We start from the raw sequence: 20805 nt of genomic DNA, 5'->3' as shown, positions 1-20805 counted from the left end.
ATACCCGCGCTCTCCGGCACATTCACCACGCAGCCCCGTAAGGGGCTGCGTTCGGAAGACTGCTCCGGCAAGAGATTCAGGCCGCCAGCAGACTGGCGCGTACTTTCACTACCACTTTCTTGATGTCATCCGGCTCACCCACTGCACATCCCGGTTTATGCGGTTCTCCCGGCATAAACACAGCAAACATCCCCGCTTGCAGCGTAATAGTCTGCTCGTCGACAATTTGACTACAAAGCTGGTAATCCTCTTCAACGTGCATCTCCTCGCACTGGCGAGCGGCACCGGACATCCCAAACGCAATACGCTCGACGCCGGTTAGTAGTAGCTGAATATCAATGTATTGTTCATGCAATTCCGCTTTCTTCTCGGCCGGCATTTGCGTCGTTAACTGCATTACATTCATAAAGACATTGTCGCCCTGCAATTCATAGCGCCCCGGCGCTTTCTCCTGCGGCCTTGCCGCCAGCGCGAGAGTCAAGGCATCCAACAATCGCGGATGCAACCCGCAAGAAGGCAACGACTGTACTTCCCCCATCATCATAATGTGTCTCCTTGAGCTAACAACGCAGCGCCTAATAATCCTGCGTCATGCCGATAGCGAGCGGCGCTCAGCGCCACGTGATAAGGCGCAGGCTCTTGCATCAAAAACGCGCGAACCTGCTCCAGGTATCCCTCAGCTAACCCTACGCTGCCGCCAATGACCACACACTGGCAGTCGGTAGTCGCTTTCACATCGGCGATCATCCGCGCTATTACCTGCGCGGATTGGCTTACCAGATGTCGCGCCTGCTGATGACCTTCGCCAGCGCGAATAAATAGGGTTTTGGCGTCGCATCCCGCCAGATCGTCCCGCGCCGCCGCGGCCATCCCTCGTCCGGAGGCGATGGCCTCTACGCAGCCAACGCGTCCACAGCCGCATACGGGCCCGTGTGGGTCCGCCAGGGTGTGTCCCAGGTGCCCGGCCAGACCGCCTTTTCCGGTAAGAAGCTTGCCGTCGCAGACAACGCCGCCGCCAACGCCGGTTGAAACGGTGATAAATACCATATCGCGGATATCATCAGGGAGCGCGTGATACTCCGCCCAGGCCGCCGCCTGCGCGTCGTTCACCGCCAGCGTCGGCAGGCCTGCGATCGTTTCCAGTGTTTGTACTAACGGAAAGTGTAGCAAGCCGCCCAGATTATGGGGGTTTAGCGCCAGCAGCATCCCTTCCTGAATGATCCCGGTAGAAGCTATCGCTACCTGACGCGCCTCTGCCCGTAGTGGTTCAACCAGCGCCTTTAATGCTTCACGTAACGCATCCGGCGTTTTGCTCGCGGGGGTCGGTAGCTCGCGACGCTGGCTAATGCGCAAGTTGTTGTCGATGAGCGCGGCGGCAAGTTTAGTACCGCCAATATCGATTGCTAACGTAGTCATGACGCCGCCTTTTTTAATGCGTCGTTATACCATCCACAGATATGTTCCAGACGGGTAATGGCGGACCCCACCGTCACCGCCCATGCGCCATAGCGGATCGCCTCCGCTGCCAGTGCTGGCGAGTTATAGCGCCCTTCGGCTATTACCCGGCATCCGGCGTCATGCAACGCTTTGACTAAGGGCAGATCGGGTTCCTCCGGCGTATCGGGGGTGGTGTAGCCGGACATTGTCGTGCCGATAATGTCCGCGCCCAACCGTTGACAGGCGAGACCATCGTCCACGGATGAGCAGTCGGCCATCGCCAGTAGATGGTGGTGATGAATGCGCGCCAACAACGCCTCAACGGCTACCGGCCGTTGCCGAGCGGTTCCATCAACGGCGATAATAGCTGCTCCGGCCTGTGCCAGCGCATCTACATCGTCGAGAAAAGGGGTAATGCGCACTGGAGAGTCGTCCAGATCGCGTTTGATAATGCCGATAATGGGTACCGAAACGAGCGAGCGGGTCATACGCAGGTTGTCTATGCCTTCAATACGCACCGCAACCGCGCCCGCCTGTTCCGCTGCCAACGCCATTGCCGCTACAATCTCCGGCTTATCCAGCGGGCTGCCCGGAACGGGCTGGCAGGAGACAATCAGGCCGCCAGAAGCGGCAATATTTTTATCCAGTTGTTCAAGTAACGACATACTACTCCCTTACAAATATTGCCCGGTTGAAAACCGGGCAAGCGGATTAACTTTTCGTTTTTACAAAGGCACCTTTACCACTGCCAAGCGGTACGGCTCCGCTGAACGGTTTGTCGTCAATAGCATCGTGGGTGCGTAACGCTTCCGGACGTAGCCAACGCTGTACGCGAGACGGCATATCAAGCCCAATAAGCAGGATCACGACAAACGTCAGGCTGAAAGAGAGCGATGCCAGCGCAGTGCCCAAATCCAGACGTTGAGCGATCAGCGCTCCCAGGATCGGCGCCAGCGCGCCGCCGAGCGCGCCGACGTTATAAGTAAAGCCCAGCCCCGCCGCGCGCTGATCGGTATCGAAGTAACCGCCGATCAGTTTCGGCAGAATCCCGGCAATCCCCTGCCCCAACATCTGTTGGAAAAACAGTAGCAGACCCAGAACCCAGACGTTTGTGCCGCCAATCGCAAAGACCGGAATAATGAGGATTTGCGAGGCCAGCAGGCTACAGACATATGCTTTACGCGTTCCCAGCCAGTCACCAAGAAAACCGCCTACGCAGCAACCAACCGCCGCGCCAAATCCGCTAAAGAACAGGACATTCGCCACCGTATGCGGATCGTAGGCCAGCTCGGTTTTCAGATAAGTAGGTAATAGCGCCTGAATCGGCCAGGAATAGAGGAAAGCAAACAGTACCACCAGCATCAGCATGACGCCAGTGGGCCAGCGTTTACCGCTGCTCTGCACCATAAAGCTGATAAAGATAACCGCGCACAGTAGTCCCAGCCCCGCCACAATCGCAGCATTTTGTAGGTTACCGGCAAAACAGAACCACAGCGCAGCGGCGGCGGCGAAAGTCATTAAAATGTTGATGATGCGATGCTCGCCCCGATAAAGAATGTCGACCATCGTGCGTACCGGCGCTTTACCCGCGTGTTTCTCTTTCCAGTCTTCCGCTTCCGGAATGTTTTTCCGCAGCCAGAGAGCGAAGATAATTGGCAAAATGCCAATGAAAAACAGCGCGCGCCAGCCCCAGACAGGCACCACCAGGCTGTACACCTGCGCGGCAACGACCGCGCCGACGGAGAAGCCGGAAATCAGAAAACCGCTGGCTTTATTGCGTAAATGTTTTGGCCAGCTTTCAATCACATAGGTCGCGCTGGAACCATATTCGCCCGCCATGCCCATACCAATCACCAGTCGGGCGATGAACATGGTGGTGTAACCGGGCGCAAACCCGCATGCCAGGGTTCCCACCGAAAACAGAATGATGCTGCTGACCATCGCCAGACGACGCCCATAGCGATCGCCCATCGCGCCCAGTAATAACCCGCCGAACCAGCGAGAGATAAAAGCCGCAGAAATCAGGCTTGCCGCCTGTACCGTCGTCAGCCCAAATTCGCTTTGTACCTCAGTCAGTACAAGAGCAATCAACACAAAATCAAAACCATCAAGCAGATATCCCAGCCAGGCAGCGGAAAATGCCCGCCACTGCGCCCGGTTGAGATGGCGATACCACGGGATGTTCTGGGTAGAAGTACTCATTTTACTCTCCCGACGATTTTTGTTGTCGTTATGCCGAATGGCGGCTCCGCCTTATCCGGCCTACCGCTCACACTGTTGTAGGCCGGGCAAGCGTAGCGCCCCCGGCATTATGCTGTTACGCCTTTTCTTCCATCAGTTGTTGAGCCAGCGCCTTGAGCGCCGGCAGGTATTTTTCATCAACAGGCGCGAACGGTTTACGACACAGCGGCACCGATACCACGTCCATATAATGCAGGACCGTTTTCAGGCCGCGGAATACGCCGGTTTTAATCAGTAAATCAATAACCTTATTGCACTCGGTTTGCAGACGCTGCGCTTTCGCCACATCGCCCTCACGTAATGCCTGCACAATCCCCTGGTAACGCCAGCCCATAATGTTGTATGTGCTGCCGATACCGCCGTCCGCGCCCGCCAGCAGGCCGGAAGCGAAGATTTCGTCATAACCGTTGTACAGCACCAGATCCGGATGCGCGCGGCGGATCTGCTCCATCTGGAAGAGATCGCCGGAGGTTTGCTTCAGCGCGCTCACGCCCGGTAATGTCACCAGCGTATTGATCTGATCGAGGGTAAGTTTTACACCGCTTAACGCCGGAATGTTGTATACCACCATCGGCAATCCATCTGCGGAATCAATGATTGCCCGATAATGGTCACAGTGCTCTTCAAAACTGAAAGGGTAATAAAAAGGCGTCACCGCAGAGACCGCATCAAAACCGTAACGCTTTGCGGCGCTGGCAAGCTGCTGGCTTTCTGCGGTGCTTACCGTCCCGACATGGGCGATCAGCGTGATTTTTCCCTTCGCCTCTTCGGCGACAATCTCCAGTACCTGCTCTCTTTCAGCAAGGCTCTGTACGAATGCTTCCCCGGTGGAACCGCCAACGTACAGCCCGTCGATACCCTGCCCGATGTTAAAACGCACCAGACGGCGCAGGCTTTCGCTATCCAGTTGCTGCTGATGATCAAATGGGGTCAACAACGCCGCCATTACGCCTTGCAATGCTTTTGCCATACCTACCTCTACGGATGATGAATATATTAACTACCTACCTTTATACCTGTTATACCAGATCAAATAAGCAGCAAATAATACAGAACGCTTATAGTGCGATCTGCTTCACTAAACTGGGATCGGAGGCGCGATCGCTACCGCATTTTTTGACTTTTTTTACCGAGTGCGTGCCAGGTAGCGGAAACGCTATTGAGGTGGGTTTGCAGAGCGCGATCCGCTTTATCGGGATCTCGCTGGCGAATGGCATCAACAATCACAATATGCTGTTGATAACTCACGTTATTATGTTCATGCAGCTCACGATCGGGAACGCTTGGGCGAGCGGCGATTAGCCAGTCCAGCAGAGCAACATGAATAGCCATAAAGATCGGATTGCCGGGAATTTCAGCCAGCACCCGGTGAAACTCGACATCCGAACGAATAAACAGCGCGTTGTCATCCAGCGACTGGCTATTAATTTCCAGCGCTTTCGTTAACAACGCGATCTGCTCGTCGGTGGCATGTTCCGCCGCATAGCGTACCAGGCTGGATTCAAAGAAAAGCCGTAGCTGTTCAAAGTGAGCGATGCCGCCAGGATGAGTAAGAAAATCTTTCGCCATACCCGACAGTTCACTGATGATGGTATCAGCGGAGGGGCGCGAGACGCGGGCGCGTTCGCCGTTATTGATTTGCACCAGACCTTTACGCTTCAGCGCAGCTAACGCTTCACGCACGGAGGGACGTCCCACATTGAAGAAGGCCATTAATTCACGTTCAGACGGTAGCTGTTCTCCCTCGCCAAACTCATGACGGCGGATCATCTGCTCCAGCTCTTCCTCAACCATTTCAGACAGTTTTTTACGCGCCAGCGGGCGGCGGCGCAAACTACGCCCGAGGGATGTCGGTGAATCTTCTGCTTGCGAATCAAATGCGTTCATAACGTCCATTCATGAGTGGTCGGTGGCAAATAATAGCAAGCTTATCGTAACACAGCTTCAAAAGCAGGGTGAACCCGCGAGGAGGCCAAACAAAACAGGCCCTTCAGGGCCTGTTGATTATTTTACTACGCGCAGTGCCGGACGTCCGCCACGCGGCGGAGGCGGCTCGTCATCAGGACTACTGTCGTCATCGTGGTCGGGCTTATCGCCATCAATGACGGACATCACGGTCTCGCTTTCCGCGCCTGCGGTATTGTCATCATCATTTAAGCTGACAACGTCTTCATCATAGGCGGCTTCAGGCTCAAACATGGTGCCTGCGCCGTTTTCACGGGCGTAAATCGCCAGCACCGCAGCCAAAGGCACAGAAACCTGACGGGGAACGCCGCCGAAGCGCGCATTAAAACGCACTTCATCATTAGACAGCTCCAGATTACCTACCGCCCGCGGCGCAATATTGAGGACGATTTGCCCATCGCGCGCATATTCCATAGGGACATGCACGCCAGGCAGCATCACATCCACCACCAGATGCGGAGTCAACTGGTTATCCAGCAACCACTCGTAGAAAGCACGCAACAGATAGGGACGACGCGGCGTCAACTGTGACAAATCCATACAGGTTAACCCCGACCGAGGCGCATTTCACGTTCAGCTTCGGTTAAAGAAGCCAGGAAAGAATCACGTTCAAAGACGCGGGTCATATAGCCTTTCAGCTCTTTCGCCCCTGCGCCGCTGAATTCAATACCCAACTGCGGTAAACGCCACAAGAGAGGCGCCAGGTAGCAATCAACCAGGCTGAATTCGTCGCTCAGGAAATACGGTTTCTGACCAAATACCGGCGCAATCGCCAGCAGCTCTTCACGCAGTTGTTTACGCGCAGAGTCGGCCTCGGAAGCAGACCCGTTTACGATGACGTTCATCAGCGTATACCAGTCTTTTTCAATACGGTGCATGTACAGACGGCTTTCACCGCGCGCGACCGGATAAACCGGCATCAGCGGCGGATGAGGGAAACGCTCATCCAGATATTCCATAATGATGCGAGATTCCCACAGGGTCAGCTCACGATCCACCAGTGTCGGAACGCTTTGATTCGGGTTGAGGTCAATCAGATCCTGAGGTGGATTGTCCTTTTCCACATGTTCGATCTCAAAACTAACACCCTTTTCAGCCAACACAATGCGGACCTGATGGCTATAGATGTCAGTAGGACCAGAAAACAGCGTCATTACCGAACGTTTGTTGGCAGCGACAGCCATGAAAACCTCCAGGTATATTCAGAATTTTTACTGCTACCAGCCACAATGTGACCAGCCAGATGTTATGTCACCCAGGGCGAAAAAAGCCATCATTGCTCAGAAACGAGACAAAAAATGAACATTCCCCGCTATTTGGGCAGAAAATTGGATGATAGTTTACCAGATTTTGTGACCTTTGTGGTGAGTCGATTCTGGAAATGAGGAAAAAGAGATATTCCTGGTCTGAAATGCTCGCCCCACCTGAGATATTGTCTTTCGCCTGTTATGCCTGTACTACCGGTGCGCCCCAGCCATCAAAACTGCCGCCATGTTTTTCAGCCAGATCGGTAAGCTGGCAAGTGATTTCTGTCATATGCCATTGTTGCGGAGCATCGGTGCTGATAAAAGACGCCATAAACCCCTGTTGCGGGTCATTCATTCGAATACTGACCAGCGTTATGCCATACGGTAATGCAGCAATATCTTGCGCCAGGTCGCGCGCTGCGACCTCTGTAGGCAATGTCGCATAATAATCAATAGCGCGCGGAAGCGTCAGATCATCACCTTGTTCCTGTAATCCCCGGCACACACGGGAATCGTGTATCCAGTTCCAGTCGTATCGGGTTGGATACAAGAACTGGCGGTAAAAGTTTCCTTTATCATTGTGACTCTCTCTATAACTAAAAGAGATTTCCGGGCCACCAGCGAGCAATTTATCCAGCGTCTTTTCCCAGTTAAGATCCTCTTCCGACATGAACACAAAATCGCGCCAGCCTTGTTGGGTAACCACACCCACCAGCCAGATCGGAAACGTCTTCCCCTTTTCATCAAGCCAGTCCTCTATACGATTTAAACGCTGTGTTTCATCGGGCTGCGGTAAACCATTTTCATAACAGTTGGTGTAATGAACACGTAAGAACCCGGTATGGATAAGGCGATCAAATTTTTCATCCTGAATGGCGCCGATATCCACACGTATACCCGTAACATGGTCATCCACCGTTGTTATAAAGAATTCCCATTTATTCGACAGCATTAACGACTCTTTCTTAGTAAACAATGAGTTAAAAAATCCCACTGCGACTTCCTTTTCTCTGAGCGTGCATGAAAGATGAATAAGATGAGAATAATGCTAAAGATAGGGAGGAAAAGAGACTGGATTCGGACTTTAGCCATAAAAAAACCCGCCGAAGCGGGTTTTTTCGCTAACAGTTGTCTGCCGAAGCAGAACCCCATTAACGTTTGGAGAACTGCGGACGACGACGTGCTTTACGCAGGCCGACTTTCTTACGTTCAACCTGACGAGCGTCACGAGTAACGAAGCCAGCTTTACGCAGTTCGCCACGCAGGGACTCGTCGTACTCCATCAGAGCGCGGGTGATACCGTGACGGATCGCACCAGCCTGACCAGAGATACCACCACCTTTAACAGTGATGTACAGATCCAGTTTCTCAACCATGTCGACCAGTTCCAGCGGCTGACGAACTACCATGCGGGCAGTTTCACGACCGAAGTACTGTTCCAGAGAACGTTGGTTGATAACGATTTTACCGTTGCCCGGTTTGATGAACACGCGAGCTGCGGAACTTTTGCGGCGACCAGTGCCGTAGTATTGATTTTCAGCCATTGCCTATAATCCCGATTAGATGTCAAGAACTTGCGGTTGCTGTGCCGCGTGGTTGTGCTCGTTGCCCGCGTAAACTTTCAGTTTACGGAACATAGCACGACCCAGCGGGCCTTTTGGCAGCATGCCTTTAACCGCGATTTCAATCACACGCTCAGGACGGCGGGCAATCATCTCTTCAAAGGTCGCTTGTTTGATACCACCGATGTGGCCGGTGTGGTGATAGTACACTTTGTCAGTACGCTTGTTGCCGGTTACAGCAACTTTGTCAGCGTTCAGAACGATGATGTAATCACCAGTATCTACGTGCGGAGTGTATTCCGCTTTGTGCTTACCGCGCAGGCGACGAGCCAGTTCAGTAGCCAGACGGCCCAGAGTTTTACCGGTCGCGTCAACAACATACCAGTCGCGTTTTACGGTTTCTGGTTTAGCTGTAAAAGTTTTCATTAAAAGCTTACCCAAATAAATAAGTTACACGTTGGTGAACACCCAAACGTTTTAAATAGTTGAGGTTCACACGACAAAGTCCGGTAAACCTACCCCCTCGGATATGTTTGGCCGGCACAGAGAAAGTTTGGGAAAAAACTCTCTTGTAACGTGGGGTCGCAGGATTATAGAGAAGTCCAGGTCAAAGATCGACCCCTTTTTGCGATTTGCCGCGGGTTTTGTTCAGGCCTGGTTCACCCTCGGTCGGGGAGGTTGCACAGATATAATACCGCATAATGCCGGGGCGCTGCGCTTGTCCGGCTTACGGCATATGCTCCCGCTTGAGGTACTCCGCACTCTGCATCTCTTGCAGGCGTGACAGACAGCGCTGAAATTCAAACTTGAGCCGTTCCCCCTGATAAATTTCATATAACGGTGCGGCGGCGCTGACCACCAGCTTAACGTGGCGCTCGTAAAACTCATCCACCAGCGCAATAAAGCGGCGCGCTTCGTTCTCCATCAGCGGCGTCATGACCGGCACGTCAAACAGCAGAACCGTGTGAAATAACCTTGAGAGCGCAATGTAATCATGCTGGCTGCGGGCCTCGACGCACAGCGTAGCGAAAGAGACCGCTAGCGTTTGGTTTTCAACGCCCAGGGTGGATAAAGAGCGATGATTGATTTCCAGCGTCGGAGCGTGCGCGCGCGCGGCCCCCGCTAACGCCAGCCACAGTTTATCCATTTGCCGCCGGGTTTCATCATTAAGCGGCGTTAGCCATAAATGGGCCTGCGTCAGCGTCCGCAGCCGGTAATCGACGCCGGCGTCCACATTCATAATGTCGCAGTGCTGTTTAATGGCATCGATAGCCGGCAGGAAGCGGGCGCGTTGCAAACCGTTGCGGTAGAGTTCATCCGGCGGAATATTGGAGGTCGCGACCAGCGTAATGCCGCGTGCAAACAGCGCTTTCATTAAACCGCCCAGCAGCATGGCGTCGGTAATATCGGTGACGAAAAACTCATCGAAACACAGTACGTCCGTCTCGGTTTTAAACCGATCGGCAATAATGTCTAACGGATCGATCTGTCCCTGTAGCGCGGTAAGTTCTTCATGCACGCGCAGCATAAACCGATGAAAATGCAGGCGTAATTTTCGCTCACCCGGCAGGCTGTGGTAGAAGAGATCCATGAGCCAGGTTTTGCCGCGACCCACGCCCCCCCACATATACAGCCCGCGAACCGGTATTTGCGCGTCCGGTTCGTTTTTGCCTAATAATTTCCCCAGTCGCGCTATCAGACCGCCGGGTGGCGTAGCCGACGATTTTTTCGCGGTGAGCGCCTGATAAAGGGTTTCCAGACGGTCGACCGCCTCTTTCTGTACGTCGTCAGGCTGATGGGTGCCTTCGTTGAGTGCCTGGAGATAACGCGATGTAGGGGAAAGGCTTTGCATAATGTTATTGTTATTCCTTGAAAATCGATGTGCCGTCGTTCACGGCTGACGAAAAAAAGGCCGTTCTACACTACGCGATATGCTGTCGGGATTCCACTTCTACGGAATTAGCGGTTATAGTGGCATAATCAGGCGCGGGCATGGAGCCTGGAGCCAACACCCTACGGAAACATAAGACAACGGGAGATGTTCATGACCTGGGAATATGCGCTAATTGGATTAGTCGTCGGTATCATCATTGGTGCCGTGGCCATGCGTTTTGGTAATCGTAAGTTACGTCAACAGCAGGCATTGCAGTACGAACTGGAAAAAAACAAAGCTGAGCTGGAAGAGTACCGTGAAGAGCTAGTTAGCCACTTTGCCCGCAGCGCGGAACTGCTGGATACCATGGCGCATGATTACCGCCAGCTGTATCAGCATATGGCGAAAAGCTCCAGCAGCCTGCTGCCGGAAATGTCTGCGGAGTCGAATCCGTTCCGTAACCGTCTGGCGGAGTCTGAGGCGAGCAACGATCAGGCGCCAGTACAAATGCCACGTGATTATTCTGAAGGCGCGTCTGGCCTGTTACGTAGCGGCGCAAAGCGCGATTAATCGCACGCCGTTAAGAAATTTATCGGGCGCATCGCTTGCGCCCTCTCTCTATCTTTCCTGTCCCAGCTATTATCATTGTTACCAGGCTGAAAATTCAATAACATCAATCTGTTTTGAATTGTCTATCCGTTCATTCAAGGTACGAGAGCAGCATCCATGAAAAAACACACCCAGCTGTTAAGTGCATTAGCGTTAAGTGTCGGGTTAACTCTTTCGGCGCCGTTTCCAGCCCTTGCATCGATACCAGGCCAGGTGCCAGGCCAGGCGACGCTGCCAAGCCTTGCCCCTATGCTGGAGAAAGTGCTGCCTGCTGTCGTCAGCGTAAAAGTCGAGGGAACCGCCGCCCAGAGCCAAAAAGTGCCGGAGGAGTTTAAAAAATTCTTTGGCGAGGATCTGCCAGACCAGCCGTCCCAGCCGTTTGAAGGACTCGGTTCGGGGGTGATTATCGATGCCGCGAAAGGCTATGTATTAACCAATAATCATGTGATTAATCAGGCACAGAAGATCAGCATTCAACTGAATGACGGACGCGAATTCGACGCGAAGCTGATCGGCGGCGACGACCAGAGCGATATCGCTCTGTTACAAATTCAGAATCCCAGCAAGTTAACGCAAATTGCCATCGCCGATTCCGACAAACTCCGCGTCGGCGATTTCGCCGTGGCAGTCGGTAATCCGTTTGGCCTTGGGCAAACCGCCACCTCCGGGATTATTTCAGCGCTGGGACGCAGCGGGCTTAATCTGGAAGGGCTTGAGAACTTTATTCAAACCGATGCCTCTATTAACCGCGGCAACTCCGGCGGCGCGCTGCTTAACCTGAACGGCGAGCTGATCGGGATTAATACCGCGATCCTCGCGCCAGGGGGCGGGAGCATCGGCATTGGCTTTGCTATTCCTTCCAATATGGCGCAGACGCTGGCGCAGCAGTTGATTCAGTTCGGCGAAATCAAACGCGGATTGCTGGGAATTAAAGGCACTGAAATGACCGCTGATATCGCTAAGGCATTCAAACTGAACGTTCAGCGTGGCGCTTTTGTCAGCGAGGTTTTACCCAATTCAGGTTCGGCGAAGGCCGGGGTGAAATCCGGAGACGTGATTATCAGTCTTAACGGTAAGCCGCTGAATAGCTTTGCCGAACTGCGTTCACGTATCGCCACCACCGAACCGGGTACGAAAGTGAAGCTGGGCCTGCTGCGCGATGGTAAGCCGCTGGAGGTGGAAGTCACGCTGGATTCCAATACCTCTTCTTCCGCCAGCGCCGAAATGATCGCCCCGGCGTTGCAAGGCGCGACGTTGAGCGACGGCCAGCTGAAAGACGGGACGAAAGGCGTTAAGGTTGATAGCGTCGAAAAAAGCAGTCCTGCCGCGCAGGCCGGTTTGCAAAAAGATGATGTTATCATCGGCGTTAATCGCGATCGCATCAGTTCTATCGCCGAAATGCGCAAAGTGATGGCGGCAAAACCGTCCATCATTGCTCTTCAGGTAGTACGCGGCAACGAGAACATTTATCTATTGCTGCGCTAATCCTGTCTTAAACCGGGCATCAGCCTGCGATGTGATGTCCGGTTAACTCATGGTATGCTGCTGCCGTTCCCTTTTTTAACGACGCCTCCATCATGTTTGTGAAGCTCTTACGTTCGGTCGCAATAGGTTTAATTGTCGGCGCTATTCTGTTGGCCGTCATGCCTTCTTTGCGCAAAATTAATCCTATCACCGTCCCGCAATTCGACAGTACCGATGAGACGCCAGCCAGTTATAATTTTGCGGTTCGCCGCGCCGCGCCTGCCGTCGTCAACGTCTATAACCGCAGTATGAACAGTACCGCGCATAATCAACTGGAGATCCGCACGCTGGGTTCCGGCGTGATCATGGATCAACGCGGTTATATTATTACCAACAAGCACGTGATTAACGATGCCGATCAGATTATCGTCGCGCTACAGGATGGCCGCGTCTTTGAAGCGCTACTGGTTGGCTCCGATTCGCTTACCGACCTGGCGGTGCTGAAGATCAACGCCACTGGCGGGCTGCCTACCATCCCGATTAATACAAAGCGTACACCGCATATTGGCGACGTCGTACTGGCTATCGGCAACCCATATAATCTGGGACAGACCATCACCCAGGGAATCATCAGCGCAACGGGTCGTATCGGCCTGAACCCGACAGGGCGACAGAATTTTCTCCAGACCGACGCCTCGATTAACCACGGTAATTCCGGCGGCGCGCTGGTCAACTCGTTAGGCGAACTGATGGGGATCAACACCCTCTCTTTTGATAAGAGTAACGATGGCGAAACACCGGAAGGCCTTGGTTTTGCGATTCCCTTCCAGCTAGCCACGAAAATTATGGATAAGCTTATCCGCGACGGTCGCGTGATTCGCGGCTATATCGGTATTGGCGGACGAGAAATCGCGCCGCTGCACGCGCAGCAGGGTAGCGGCATGGACCCGATTCAGGGCATTGTCGTTAATGAAGTGACGCCAAACGGCCCCGCCGCGCTTGCCGGTATTCAGGTTAATGATTTGATTATTTCGGTCAATAATAAACCCGCTGTGTCCGCGCTGGAGACGATGGATCAGGTGGCGGAAATCCGCCCGGGCTCCGTCATTCCGGTCGTGGTAATGCGGGATGATAAGCAGCTCACGTTCCAGGTGACGGTGCAGGAATACCCGGCGTCGAACTAAAACGACGCGGCTTTTGCCCGCGTCGTTCGACGACTAGTCAATAAAGACTGGCCCTGCCGGAAAATGCGCCAGGAAACTCGTGAAGATCAGCAGAGCGGGGAGACTTTTCTCCCCGACGGCTTCTTCACGCAGCGCCTTATCGAGTGCCAATAAGCCAGACTCGCCCCCTTCCCCCAGAATGCCGCCCATCCAGAGCAGTCGTTGCGCCTGTTGACGCGCATACTGCGATGCGCTTTTCCAGGCAACCAGATGCAGCAACGTTTGTAACAGCAGGATCCGAGACGCGTGACCATCGCGTTGTAATCGCCTGAATACGGGTAATGCAATACTACGTACCGTCGAGAAACCGCTCGCCGCCTCCCCCTCAATCGGCGATAAACCAACAGCCGCCTGTTTGACGAAATCGCATAACTGATTGTGTGTTAATGGCCGCTCGCCTGCGCTCATATACCCTGCGGCAAAACAGAGTAACCCGATACCCTGAGCCCAATCGGTCGATGGCAGAATCCCCTGCGGAACATTCGGTGCCGACGTCTGTGCGGCACAAAGCCCCTCGTCGTAACACTGTGCAAAACGTTGCTCATATATTGCTGAGTTGACGCCAGACCACGGCAGCAAATGCAGCGCTGGCTCAAGCTCAGTTATCTGATTCACCGTCTCAACAACATAACGCAAGATGGTTTCTCTGGATGGCATGGATGTACCTTGCCGAAACGCAACCATTTCACTCATTACTGTGTCCTCATTTTGCGGGAGCAGAATCACTGCTCCCGATTAGATTGGATTACATCGCCAGCACGTACTTCAGCATCACGCCCGCCGCAATGGCCGAGCCAATCACCCCCGCCACGTTCGGGCCCATCGCGTGCATCAGCAGGAAGTTCTGCGCGTCCGATTCCAGCCCCACCTTGTTCGATACGCGTGCCGCCATCGGCACTGCCGACACGCCGGCGGAGCCAATCAGCGGGTTGATTTTGTTCTTACTGCACAGGTTCATCAGCTTCGCCATCAGCACCCCGGCCGCCGTCCCAATCCCGAACGCAATCACACCCAGCAGCAGAATGCCCAGCGTCTGCGGCTGCAGGAACTTATCCGCGACCAGCTTCGCGCCCACCGACAGCCCGAGGAAAATGGTCACGATATTAATCAGCCCGTTCTGTACCGTGTCGCTCAGACGCTCCACCACGCCGCTTTCGCGCATCAGATTGCCAAAGCAGAACATCCCCAGCAGCGGCGCGGCGTCCGGCAGCAGCAGCGCCACCAGTAGTAACAGCACCACCGGAAAGAGGATTTTTTCCCGCTTACTCACCGTGCGCAGCTGCACCATGCGGATTTTCCGCTCTTTCTCGCTGGTCAGCGCGCGCATAATCGGCGGCTGGATTAACGGCACCAGCGCCATATACGAGTACGCCGCCACCGCGATGGCCCCCAGCAGCTCCGGCGCCAGCTTGCCCGACAGATAAATCGCCGTCGGGCCGTCCGCGCCGCCGATAATGCCGATGGCCGCCGCCTGCGGCAGGGTGAAGGCAATCAGGCCGAAGTAGTTCAGCGTCAGCGCCCCCAGCACCGTGGCGAAGATGCCGAACTGCGCCGCCGCGCCCAGCAGCAGGGTGCGCGGGTTGGCCAGCAGCGGGCCGAAGTCGGTCATCGCCCCCACGCCCATAAAGATGACCAGCGGCGCGACACCGGAGCCAATCGCCACTTTATAGAACAGCGCCAGCACCCCCGGCGTGTAGCCCATGTCCACCGCCAGGTTCTCCATCTGGTTCTGGACTGAGGGCAGGGCAAGGGCCAGCGCTTCCTTGATGGCGTGCACGTCCGGCGCGCAGTTGAGCTTCGCGGCAATCACCGCCAGCTGCCCGGCGTCGTGATGCGCCAGCAGGCTTTCCAGCGCGGTCAGCGCCATACCCGCTTCCGGGATGTTCGACAGCAGACCGCCGAAGCCAATCGGCAGCAGCAACAACGGCTCGAACTTCTTCGCAATCGCCAGCCACAGCAGCAGCAGGCTGACCAGCAGCATGATGGCCTGGCCTGCGCCAAGGTGCATCAGCCCCATGCCCTGAAGCAGGGCGTTCAGACTTTCCATTTCAGTTCTCCGTTACGCCAGCGTCATCAGGGTGTCGCCCACAGAGACCGCGTCCCCGGACTTCACCGCGATACCGCGTACCGTCCCGGCCTGCGCGGCGCGGATTTCGGTTTCCATCTTCATGGCTTCCAGAATCAGCAACACATCGCCTTCGGCCACCGTCTGGCCCTCGGTGGCAATCACCTTCCAGATATTGCCCGCCAGCGGCGCGGTGACCGGTGTGCCTGCGCCTGCCGGGGCGGTGGCAGGAGCAGAAGAGGCAGCAGGTGCAGCCGCAGTGAGCTGGTTGATATCGCCGCCGTCGCTGACCTTCACCACAAAGGCTTTGCCTTCCACTTCCACGGTGTAGATACCGGAGGCGGCAGGCTTCTCTGCTTTTGCCACCGGCTGCGCGGCTTCCGCCTGCGGCAGTGGCTCAAACGCCGCCGGGTTATTGCGGTTCTCAAGGAATTTGAGGCCGATTTGCGGGAACAGCGCCACGGTGAGCACGTCGTCAATGGCGTTTCCCGCAAGCTGAATGCCCTTCTCCTGCGCCTGGCGCTTCACGTCCGCTTCCAGTTCAGCCAGTTCCGGTTTGAGTAAATCCGCCGGACGGCAGGTCACCGGAGCGCCCCCTTCCAGCACGCGGGCCTGTAACGCCGCGTTCACCGGCACCGGGGTGTGGCCGTATTCGCCTTTCAGAATGCCCGCCGTTTCTTTGGCAATGGTCTTGTAGCGTTCGCCCGTCAGCACGTTGAGCACCGCCTGGGTGCCGACAATCTGTGAGGTGGGGGTCACCAGCGGAATAAAGCCGAGGTCCTCGCGCACGCGGGGGATTTCCGCCAGCACCTGGTCGAGTTTGTCCGCCGCGTTCTGCTGCTTCAGCTGGCTTTCGAGGTTAGTGAGCATGCCGCCCGGCACCTGCGCCACCAGGATGCGGCTGTCGTAGCCTTTCAGCTGGCCTTCAAAGGCGTGGTACTTTTTGCGCACCTCGCGGAAGTACGCGGCGATATTTTCCAGCTTCAGGATATCCAGCCCGGTGTCATGCTCAGTACCTGCCAACGTCGCCACCAGCGCTTCGGTGGCCGGGTGGCCGTAGGTGGCGCTCATGGAGGAAATCGCCGTGTCGACGCCGTCAACGCCCGCCTCGATGGCCTTCAGCAGGGCCATCTCCGCCATGCCGGTGGTGGCATGAGCATGCAGATGCAGGCGCACGTCATAACGTTTTTTGATTTCGCTCACCAGCTCATACGCCGCCATCGGTGTGAGAATGCCGGACATATCCTTGATGGCAATCGAGTCAACGCCGGTTTCCAGCAGTTGCTCCGTTAAATCCAGCCAGGTCTGCAGGGTGTGCGCCGGGCTGGTGGTGTAACTCAGGGTCCCCTGGGCGTGCGCGCCGTGGCTGCGCACCGCCTGTAATGCGGCTTTCATATTGCGCGGGTCGTTCATGGCATCGAAGACGCGGAACACATCCATGCCGTTTTTCACCGCGCGTTCGACGAAGCGCTCCACCACGTCATCGGCGTAGTGGCGGTAGCCGAGCAGGTTCTGGCCGCGCAGCAACATCTGCAGCGGGGTTTTGGGCATGGCTTTTTTGAGTTCGCGCAGGCGCAGCCACGGGTCTTCGCCGAGAAAGCGGATACAGGCGTCAAAGGTGGCGCCGCCCCAGCACTCCAGCGACCCGTAGCCCACGTCATCGAGCTGAGCGGCAATCGGCAGCATATCGTCAAGACGCAGGCGGGTGGCGAAAAGGGACTGGTGGGCGTCGCGCAGGACGACATCGGTAATGGCAATGGTCATGGATCCCTCCGGGAATTAAGCGTTAAGGCGGTGATGGTGAATGGCGGCGGCAATCACCGGCTTTAAGCGGGTGAAGTCGTCCACGACGGGAACGGCGCGCGGTGCGGGCGCGGCGACGGGTTCCGGGAAGAAGCGAGTAATCACGGCAGACATGCCGCGGATGGCGAAAATCAGCAGGAACAGAAACGCCAGCACGAACCCCATGCCGAGGAACATCAGGGTGAAGCCTTCACCTAATAGCAGAGCTGCATTAGTCATAAAATAGCCTTCAGGCAGGAGGCACGATAATGGGGCTATTTATGACGATGAAATAATAAGGGTGGATTTCCCTGAACCGCCCCCGGCCAGAGCCCTTGGTTATTATTATCGTCATAACGTATTACCACCATTATCGTGCAATTTACGTAATCAGGTTTATTTGATAAAACTTACGTTCTGGCATATTTCATCAGCGACGATCTCTTTACGCTGATTAAAAATAATTTTGTTCTGTTCAAACAGATTATTCCCATGGGTATCAATAGAAACAATCAGCGGGCCAAACTCTTTAACCCGACAGACCCACAGCGTTTCCGGCATCCCCAGATCGCGCCATTGGGCATCTTCAATTTCTTCCACGCACACGGCGGCTACAACCGCACAACCGGCAGGGAATACGCAGTGCAGCGCTTTGTGTTCAGCACAGCCCTCTTCGGTACCTTTACCCATACCGCCTTTACCCACAATTAATTTCACGCCGGTCTGCGCAATAAATTCTTTTTCGAATTTCTCCATACGCATGCTGGTGGTTGGTCCAACGGAGACCATTTCAAACTTATCGTCTTCGCCTTTAATTGGGCGGACAATTGGGCCAGCGTGTAAAATAGCGCCGCCGCGAACATCTACCGGAAGTTCACGACCACCTTCAATTAAACGGCGATGGGCTACGTCACGGCAGGTAACAATATGACCGTTGAGATAAATAATATCGCCAGCCTTAATATCCGCTAAATCTTCATCTTTAATTGGCGTAGTCAGGATTTTTTTAGTCATCAGAAATTCACTCCGCTGTGAGACGTAATGGTGTAATTCAAATCTTTATCGAAAACGATATGCCCTTTACGGTGCGACCAGCAGCCGACGTTTACCGCCACGCCGATGGTAGAAGGATGACGCGCGGTGTTTTCAATGTTCACGCCCATAACGGAGGTATTACCGGACATCCCCTGCGGCCCCAGGCCAATTTTGTTAATGCCGTCTTCCAGCATTTTTTCCAGCGAGGCTGCACGCTCATTCTCGTTATGCGAACCGATCGGACGCATCAGCGCTTTTTTCGATAGCAGTGCCGCCGTTTCAACAGAGGTCGCTACGCCCACGCCAACCAGCAGCGGCGGACACGCGTTGAGGCCGTAGCTGGTCATCACATCCAGTACAAAGCGGGTCACACCTTCATAGCCTGCACCCGGCATCAGCACCATCGCTTTCCCCGGCAGAGAACAACCACCGCCTGCCATATAGGTATAAATGCTGCACTGATCGGAATTGGGAACGATTTCCCAGAAGACCGTCGGCGTACCTTTACCCACGTTTTTACCGGTGTTGTATTCATCAAAAGTTTCTACGCTGTTGTGGCGCAGCGGAGAATCTACAGTTGCTTTGATCACCGCCTCACGCAACAACGCTTCCAGCTCGCCAATCAGCGGAAAGTTCGTCCCGCACTCCACCAGAAACTGAATGACACCGGTGTCCTGGCAGGAAGGTCGATCCAGCTCTTTCGCCAGACGCTGGTTCTCAATCATGGTAGTAAAGATGACGTCGGCCAGTTTACTGGTCTCTTTCTTATGCAAATCTTCCAGTTTTGCAGTGACATCATCAGGCAAAACTTTGCCGGTATATCCCACAAACTTGGCCATAACGTCGGTCATATGGGATATCTGTTCACTTTTGCTCATAAATGCTCCTTAGTCAGAACAGCTTCCGTTAATTACGGATGAAAAGGGAAAAGGATTGGCAGCAGGATCAAGCTGACAATGGTTGAAACGATAATCAGGGGGATACCGGCCTTAGCGTAGTCGACAAATTTATAGCCACCCGCGGAGAGCACCATCATGTTGGCAGGCATACCGATAGGGGTTGCGTAGGCGCAGGAACCGCCAATGACCGTCGCCATCAGAACCGCACGCGGGTCGGCCCCCATGCCTGCGGCAATGGACAAACTCACCGGCACCAATAGCGCTGTCGTTGCGGTATTGGACATAAAGTTGGTCATCACAACGGATAAGGCGAAAACGGCGATCAGTAACATGAACGGTGAGGAGTTTTGCCCCAGCATGCCGATTACATAGTCCGCAACCAGCTTGCCTGCCCCGGTCATTTCCAGCGCTTTTGCCAGCGCCAGGGTGCCGCCAAAGATAAAAATAGTCTGTGAATCAATGGCTTTATAGGCCTGTTTTTCCGTGAGTACGCCGCTTACTACCAGCACAAGAGCGCCAATACAACCGGTCACGGCCAGGCTGACACCGATCTTCTTCTCAAAGATCATGCCGAGGATCGTTGCGATCAACACCACCAGTGAGAGCCGTTGTTTCCACTGTGGAACATGGCTGTAGTCACGTTGCTCCCCGACGCTCCCCACCTCACCGCCGGTCGCATTATTCGGCAGAAAGCGATAGCCAATAGTCAGGAAGTAGAGAATGCCGCAGATGAGCATCGGGAGACCGATTTTTGCGTATTCAAAAAAGCCAAAGCCGCCGCCAATATTCTGTAGCGCAGACTGCGCGATAAGATTTCCCGGCGCGCCAATTAACGACAGGTTACCGCCCAACGCAGCGGCGAAAACCAGCGGCATCAGTAGACGAGAACGCGAGAAGCCCGATTTTGCCGCCACGCCGATCACCACCGGAATCAAAACCGCAGCGGTACCGGTGTTAGAAAGGACGCCAGACATCAAACCCACCACCACCATAATGGTGAAGATCAGCTGTTTTTCTGTTTTCGCGAAGCGCGTGATGACGCCGCCCACTTTGTTTGCCATACCGGTCTCGAACAACGCGCCGCCCACGATAAACATCGCGACAAAGAGGATGACGTTAGTGTCGATAAAGCCAGCAAAGGCCTGTTTGATATTCAGAACGCCGGTGATCACTAAGGCCACGCAGACAATCATGGAAGTGACGGCTAGCGGCACTTTTTCCCATACAAACATGACGATAGCGAACACCAATAAACATAAGGTAAGGGTAATGGGTTCCATATTTATAATTATCCAATCAATGATATATGATATTGTATCCAATGTTGACAGGGAGAAATTATTCCCATACAAAAACTAAGTCAAATCGTTTCTCAGGAAAGATGCAGGAGTGAGATCTACATC

At 54.6% G+C, this 20805-nt stretch carries 22 protein-coding genes; 3 read left to right on the top strand and 19 right to left on the bottom strand.

The features are described 5' to 3' along the window. Positions 1–76 precede the first annotated feature (76 nt). The 12 genes from nanQ to zapE form a co-directional block, all read right to left on the bottom strand. A complete protein-coding gene (gene nanQ / locus ACLJTG_RS06070; protein WP_000979905.1) occupies positions 77–544 on the bottom strand; it encodes an N-acetylneuraminate anomerase in 468 nt (155 codons plus the stop codon). Further along, on the bottom strand, positions 541–1416 hold the full coding sequence (nanK, locus tag ACLJTG_RS06065; RefSeq protein WP_000208983.1) for an N-acetylmannosamine kinase: 876 nt from the start codon (positions 1414–1416) through the stop codon (positions 541–543). Before nanK ends, nanQ begins: the two co-directional genes overlap by 4 nt. After that, positions 1413–2102, bottom strand: a complete 690-nt coding sequence (locus tag ACLJTG_RS06060; protein WP_000054439.1) for an N-acetylmannosamine-6-phosphate 2-epimerase — start codon at positions 2100–2102, stop codon at positions 1413–1415. The genes nanK and ACLJTG_RS06060 overlap by 4 nt, the downstream gene beginning before the upstream one ends. Positions 2103–2148: 46 nt before the next feature. Beyond that, entirely contained in the window at positions 2149–3639 is a 1491-nt protein-coding gene (gene nanT, locus ACLJTG_RS06055; protein WP_000108071.1) for a sialic acid transporter NanT, read from the bottom strand. Positions 3640–3754: 115 nt separating this feature from the next. Next, positions 3755–4648, bottom strand: a complete 894-nt coding sequence (gene nanA / locus ACLJTG_RS06050; RefSeq protein WP_001029667.1) for an N-acetylneuraminate lyase — start codon at positions 4646–4648, stop codon at positions 3755–3757. 134 nt (positions 4649–4782) lie between these two features. Next, the gene (gene nanR, locus ACLJTG_RS06045) at positions 4783–5574 is read right to left on the bottom strand and encodes a transcriptional regulator NanR (RefSeq protein ID WP_000382926.1); all 792 of its coding nucleotides are present in this window, start codon (positions 5572–5574) and stop codon (positions 4783–4785) included. Positions 5575–5682: 108 nt separating this feature from the next. Then, entirely contained in the window at positions 5683–6183 is a 501-nt protein-coding gene (gene sspB / locus ACLJTG_RS06040) for a ClpXP protease specificity-enhancing factor (protein WP_000366112.1), read from the bottom strand. Between the two features lie 5 nt (positions 6184–6188). Further along, complete coding sequence (gene sspA, locus ACLJTG_RS06035) at positions 6189–6827, bottom strand: stringent starvation protein SspA (protein ID WP_000257298.1); 639 nt, start codon at positions 6825–6827, stop codon at positions 6189–6191. Positions 6828–7089: 262 nt separating this feature from the next. Further along, positions 7090–7842, bottom strand: coding sequence for a DUF695 domain-containing protein (locus ACLJTG_RS06030; RefSeq protein ID WP_000950539.1), 753 nt, complete (start codon positions 7840–7842; stop codon positions 7090–7092). Between the two features lie 199 nt (positions 7843–8041). Then, positions 8042–8434, bottom strand: a complete 393-nt coding sequence (gene rpsI, locus ACLJTG_RS06025) for a 30S ribosomal protein S9 (RefSeq protein ID WP_000829815.1) — start codon at positions 8432–8434, stop codon at positions 8042–8044. Between the two features lie 15 nt (positions 8435–8449). Next, positions 8450–8878, bottom strand: coding sequence for a 50S ribosomal protein L13 (gene rplM, locus ACLJTG_RS06020; protein WP_000847559.1), 429 nt, complete (start codon positions 8876–8878; stop codon positions 8450–8452). Between the two features lie 301 nt (positions 8879–9179). Beyond that, positions 9180–10304 carry a cell division protein ZapE gene (gene zapE / locus ACLJTG_RS06015; protein WP_001191218.1) on the bottom strand — a complete coding sequence of 375 codons (1125 nt, stop codon included), beginning with the start codon at positions 10302–10304 and terminating at the stop codon, positions 9180–9182. 192 nt (positions 10305–10496) lie between these two features. Here zapE and zapG point away from each other — a divergent pair, with 192 nt between their 5' ends. The 3 genes from zapG (at position 10497) to degS (ending at position 13582) form a co-directional block, all read left to right on the top strand. Continuing rightward, on the top strand, positions 10497–10895 hold the full coding sequence (gene zapG, locus ACLJTG_RS06010) for a Z-ring associated protein ZapG (protein ID WP_001519074.1): 399 nt from the start codon (positions 10497–10499) through the stop codon (positions 10893–10895). 156 nt (positions 10896–11051) lie between these two features. Beyond that, positions 11052–12419 (top strand): serine endoprotease DegQ, encoded by a 1368-nt coding sequence (gene degQ / locus ACLJTG_RS06005; protein WP_000716690.1) that lies wholly within the window; start codon positions 11052–11054, stop codon positions 12417–12419. Between the two features lie 92 nt (positions 12420–12511). Then, complete coding sequence (gene degS / locus ACLJTG_RS06000) at positions 12512–13582, top strand: outer membrane-stress sensor serine endopeptidase DegS (protein ID WP_000497707.1); 1071 nt, start codon at positions 12512–12514, stop codon at positions 13580–13582. A gap of 33 nt (positions 13583–13615) precedes the next feature. On the opposite strand, the gene ACLJTG_RS05995 is transcribed toward degS, so the two are convergent. The 7 genes from ACLJTG_RS05995 to ACLJTG_RS05965 form a co-directional block, all read right to left on the bottom strand. Continuing rightward, complete coding sequence (locus ACLJTG_RS05995; protein ID WP_000602035.1) at positions 13616–14347, bottom strand: triphosphoribosyl-dephospho-CoA synthase; 732 nt, start codon at positions 14345–14347, stop codon at positions 13616–13618. A gap of 19 nt (positions 14348–14366) precedes the next feature. Continuing rightward, positions 14367–15668 (bottom strand): oxalacetate decarboxylase subunit beta, encoded by a 1302-nt coding sequence (locus ACLJTG_RS05990; RefSeq protein WP_079951124.1) that lies wholly within the window; start codon positions 15666–15668, stop codon positions 14367–14369. A gap of 12 nt (positions 15669–15680) precedes the next feature. Then, the gene (oadA, locus tag ACLJTG_RS05985) at positions 15681–17450 is read right to left on the bottom strand and encodes a sodium-extruding oxaloacetate decarboxylase subunit alpha (RefSeq protein ID WP_080102130.1); all 1770 of its coding nucleotides are present in this window, start codon (positions 17448–17450) and stop codon (positions 15681–15683) included. A 15-nt stretch (positions 17451–17465) separates the two neighbouring features. Further along, positions 17466–17708: an oxaloacetate decarboxylase subunit gamma gene (locus tag ACLJTG_RS05980; RefSeq protein ID WP_000180123.1), complete on the bottom strand. Its 243-nt coding sequence runs from the start codon at positions 17706–17708 to the stop codon at positions 17466–17468. 156 nt (positions 17709–17864) lie between these two features. Next, positions 17865–18482, bottom strand: a complete 618-nt coding sequence (gene ttdB / locus ACLJTG_RS05975) for a L(+)-tartrate dehydratase subunit beta (RefSeq protein ID WP_000162405.1) — start codon at positions 18480–18482, stop codon at positions 17865–17867. Further along, positions 18482–19381 carry a L(+)-tartrate dehydratase subunit alpha gene (gene ttdA / locus ACLJTG_RS05970; RefSeq protein ID WP_000045349.1) on the bottom strand — a complete coding sequence of 300 codons (900 nt, stop codon included), beginning with the start codon at positions 19379–19381 and terminating at the stop codon, positions 18482–18484. The genes ttdB and ttdA overlap by 1 nt, the downstream gene beginning before the upstream one ends. A gap of 32 nt (positions 19382–19413) precedes the next feature. Further along, complete coding sequence (locus tag ACLJTG_RS05965; protein ID WP_000433390.1) at positions 19414–20682, bottom strand: SLC13 family permease; 1269 nt, start codon at positions 20680–20682, stop codon at positions 19414–19416. Positions 20683–20805: the final 123 nt, after the last annotated feature.

Source organism: Salmonella sp. SAL00672 (assembly GCF_046552175.1).
In the GTDB taxonomy this organism is placed as follows: Bacteria; Pseudomonadota; Gammaproteobacteria; order Enterobacterales; family Enterobacteriaceae; genus Salmonella; species Salmonella enterica.
This window is presented reverse-complemented; position numbering and strand designations above follow the sequence as displayed.

What these genes read in the sequence shown, in the direction of transcription:
- zapE (WP_001191218.1), bottom strand. Translation starts at nt 10,304, where the DNA reads ATGCAAAGCCTTTCCCCTACATCGCGTTATCTCCAGGCACTCAACGAA.
- zapG (WP_001519074.1), top strand. Translation starts at nt 10,497, where the DNA reads ATGACCTGGGAATATGCGCTAATTGGATTAGTCGTCGGTATCATCATT.
- nanR (WP_000382926.1), bottom strand. Translation starts at nt 5,574, where the DNA reads ATGGACGTTATGAACGCATTTGATTCGCAAGCAGAAGATTCACCGACA.
- nanQ (WP_000979905.1), bottom strand. Translation starts at nt 544, where the DNA reads ATGATGATGGGGGAAGTACAGTCGTTGCCTTCTTGCGGGTTGCATCCG.
- degS (WP_000497707.1), top strand. Translation starts at nt 12,512, where the DNA reads ATGTTTGTGAAGCTCTTACGTTCGGTCGCAATAGGTTTAATTGTCGGC.
- degQ (WP_000716690.1), top strand. Translation starts at nt 11,052, where the DNA reads ATGAAAAAACACACCCAGCTGTTAAGTGCATTAGCGTTAAGTGTCGGG.
- ACLJTG_RS05965 (WP_000433390.1), bottom strand. Translation starts at nt 20,682, where the DNA reads ATGGAACCCATTACCCTTACCTTATGTTTATTGGTGTTCGCTATCGTC.
- rplM (WP_000847559.1), bottom strand. Translation starts at nt 8,878, where the DNA reads ATGAAAACTTTTACAGCTAAACCAGAAACCGTAAAACGCGACTGGTAT.
- oadA (WP_080102130.1), bottom strand. Translation starts at nt 17,450, where the DNA reads ATGACCATTGCCATTACCGATGTCGTCCTGCGCGACGCCCACCAGTCC.
- ttdB (WP_000162405.1), bottom strand. Translation starts at nt 18,482, where the DNA reads ATGACTAAAAAAATCCTGACTACGCCAATTAAAGATGAAGATTTAGCG.
- ttdA (WP_000045349.1), bottom strand. Translation starts at nt 19,381, where the DNA reads ATGAGCAAAAGTGAACAGATATCCCATATGACCGACGTTATGGCCAAG.
- nanK (WP_000208983.1), bottom strand. Translation starts at nt 1,416, where the DNA reads ATGACTACGTTAGCAATCGATATTGGCGGTACTAAACTTGCCGCCGCG.
- sspA (WP_000257298.1), bottom strand. Translation starts at nt 6,827, where the DNA reads ATGGCTGTCGCTGCCAACAAACGTTCGGTAATGACGCTGTTTTCTGGT.
- nanA (WP_001029667.1), bottom strand. Translation starts at nt 4,648, where the DNA reads ATGGCAAAAGCATTGCAAGGCGTAATGGCGGCGTTGTTGACCCCATTT.
- ACLJTG_RS06060 (WP_000054439.1), bottom strand. Translation starts at nt 2,102, where the DNA reads ATGTCGTTACTTGAACAACTGGATAAAAATATTGCCGCTTCTGGCGGC.
- nanT (WP_000108071.1), bottom strand. Translation starts at nt 3,639, where the DNA reads ATGAGTACTTCTACCCAGAACATCCCGTGGTATCGCCATCTCAACCGG.
- ACLJTG_RS05980 (WP_000180123.1), bottom strand. Translation starts at nt 17,708, where the DNA reads ATGACTAATGCAGCTCTGCTATTAGGTGAAGGCTTCACCCTGATGTTC.
- ACLJTG_RS06030 (WP_000950539.1), bottom strand. Translation starts at nt 7,842, where the DNA reads ATGCTGTCGAATAAATGGGAATTCTTTATAACAACGGTGGATGACCAT.
- ACLJTG_RS05990 (WP_079951124.1), bottom strand. Translation starts at nt 15,668, where the DNA reads ATGGAAAGTCTGAACGCCCTGCTTCAGGGCATGGGGCTGATGCACCTT.
- sspB (WP_000366112.1), bottom strand. Translation starts at nt 6,183, where the DNA reads ATGGATTTGTCACAGTTGACGCCGCGTCGTCCCTATCTGTTGCGTGCT.
- rpsI (WP_000829815.1), bottom strand. Translation starts at nt 8,434, where the DNA reads ATGGCTGAAAATCAATACTACGGCACTGGTCGCCGCAAAAGTTCCGCA.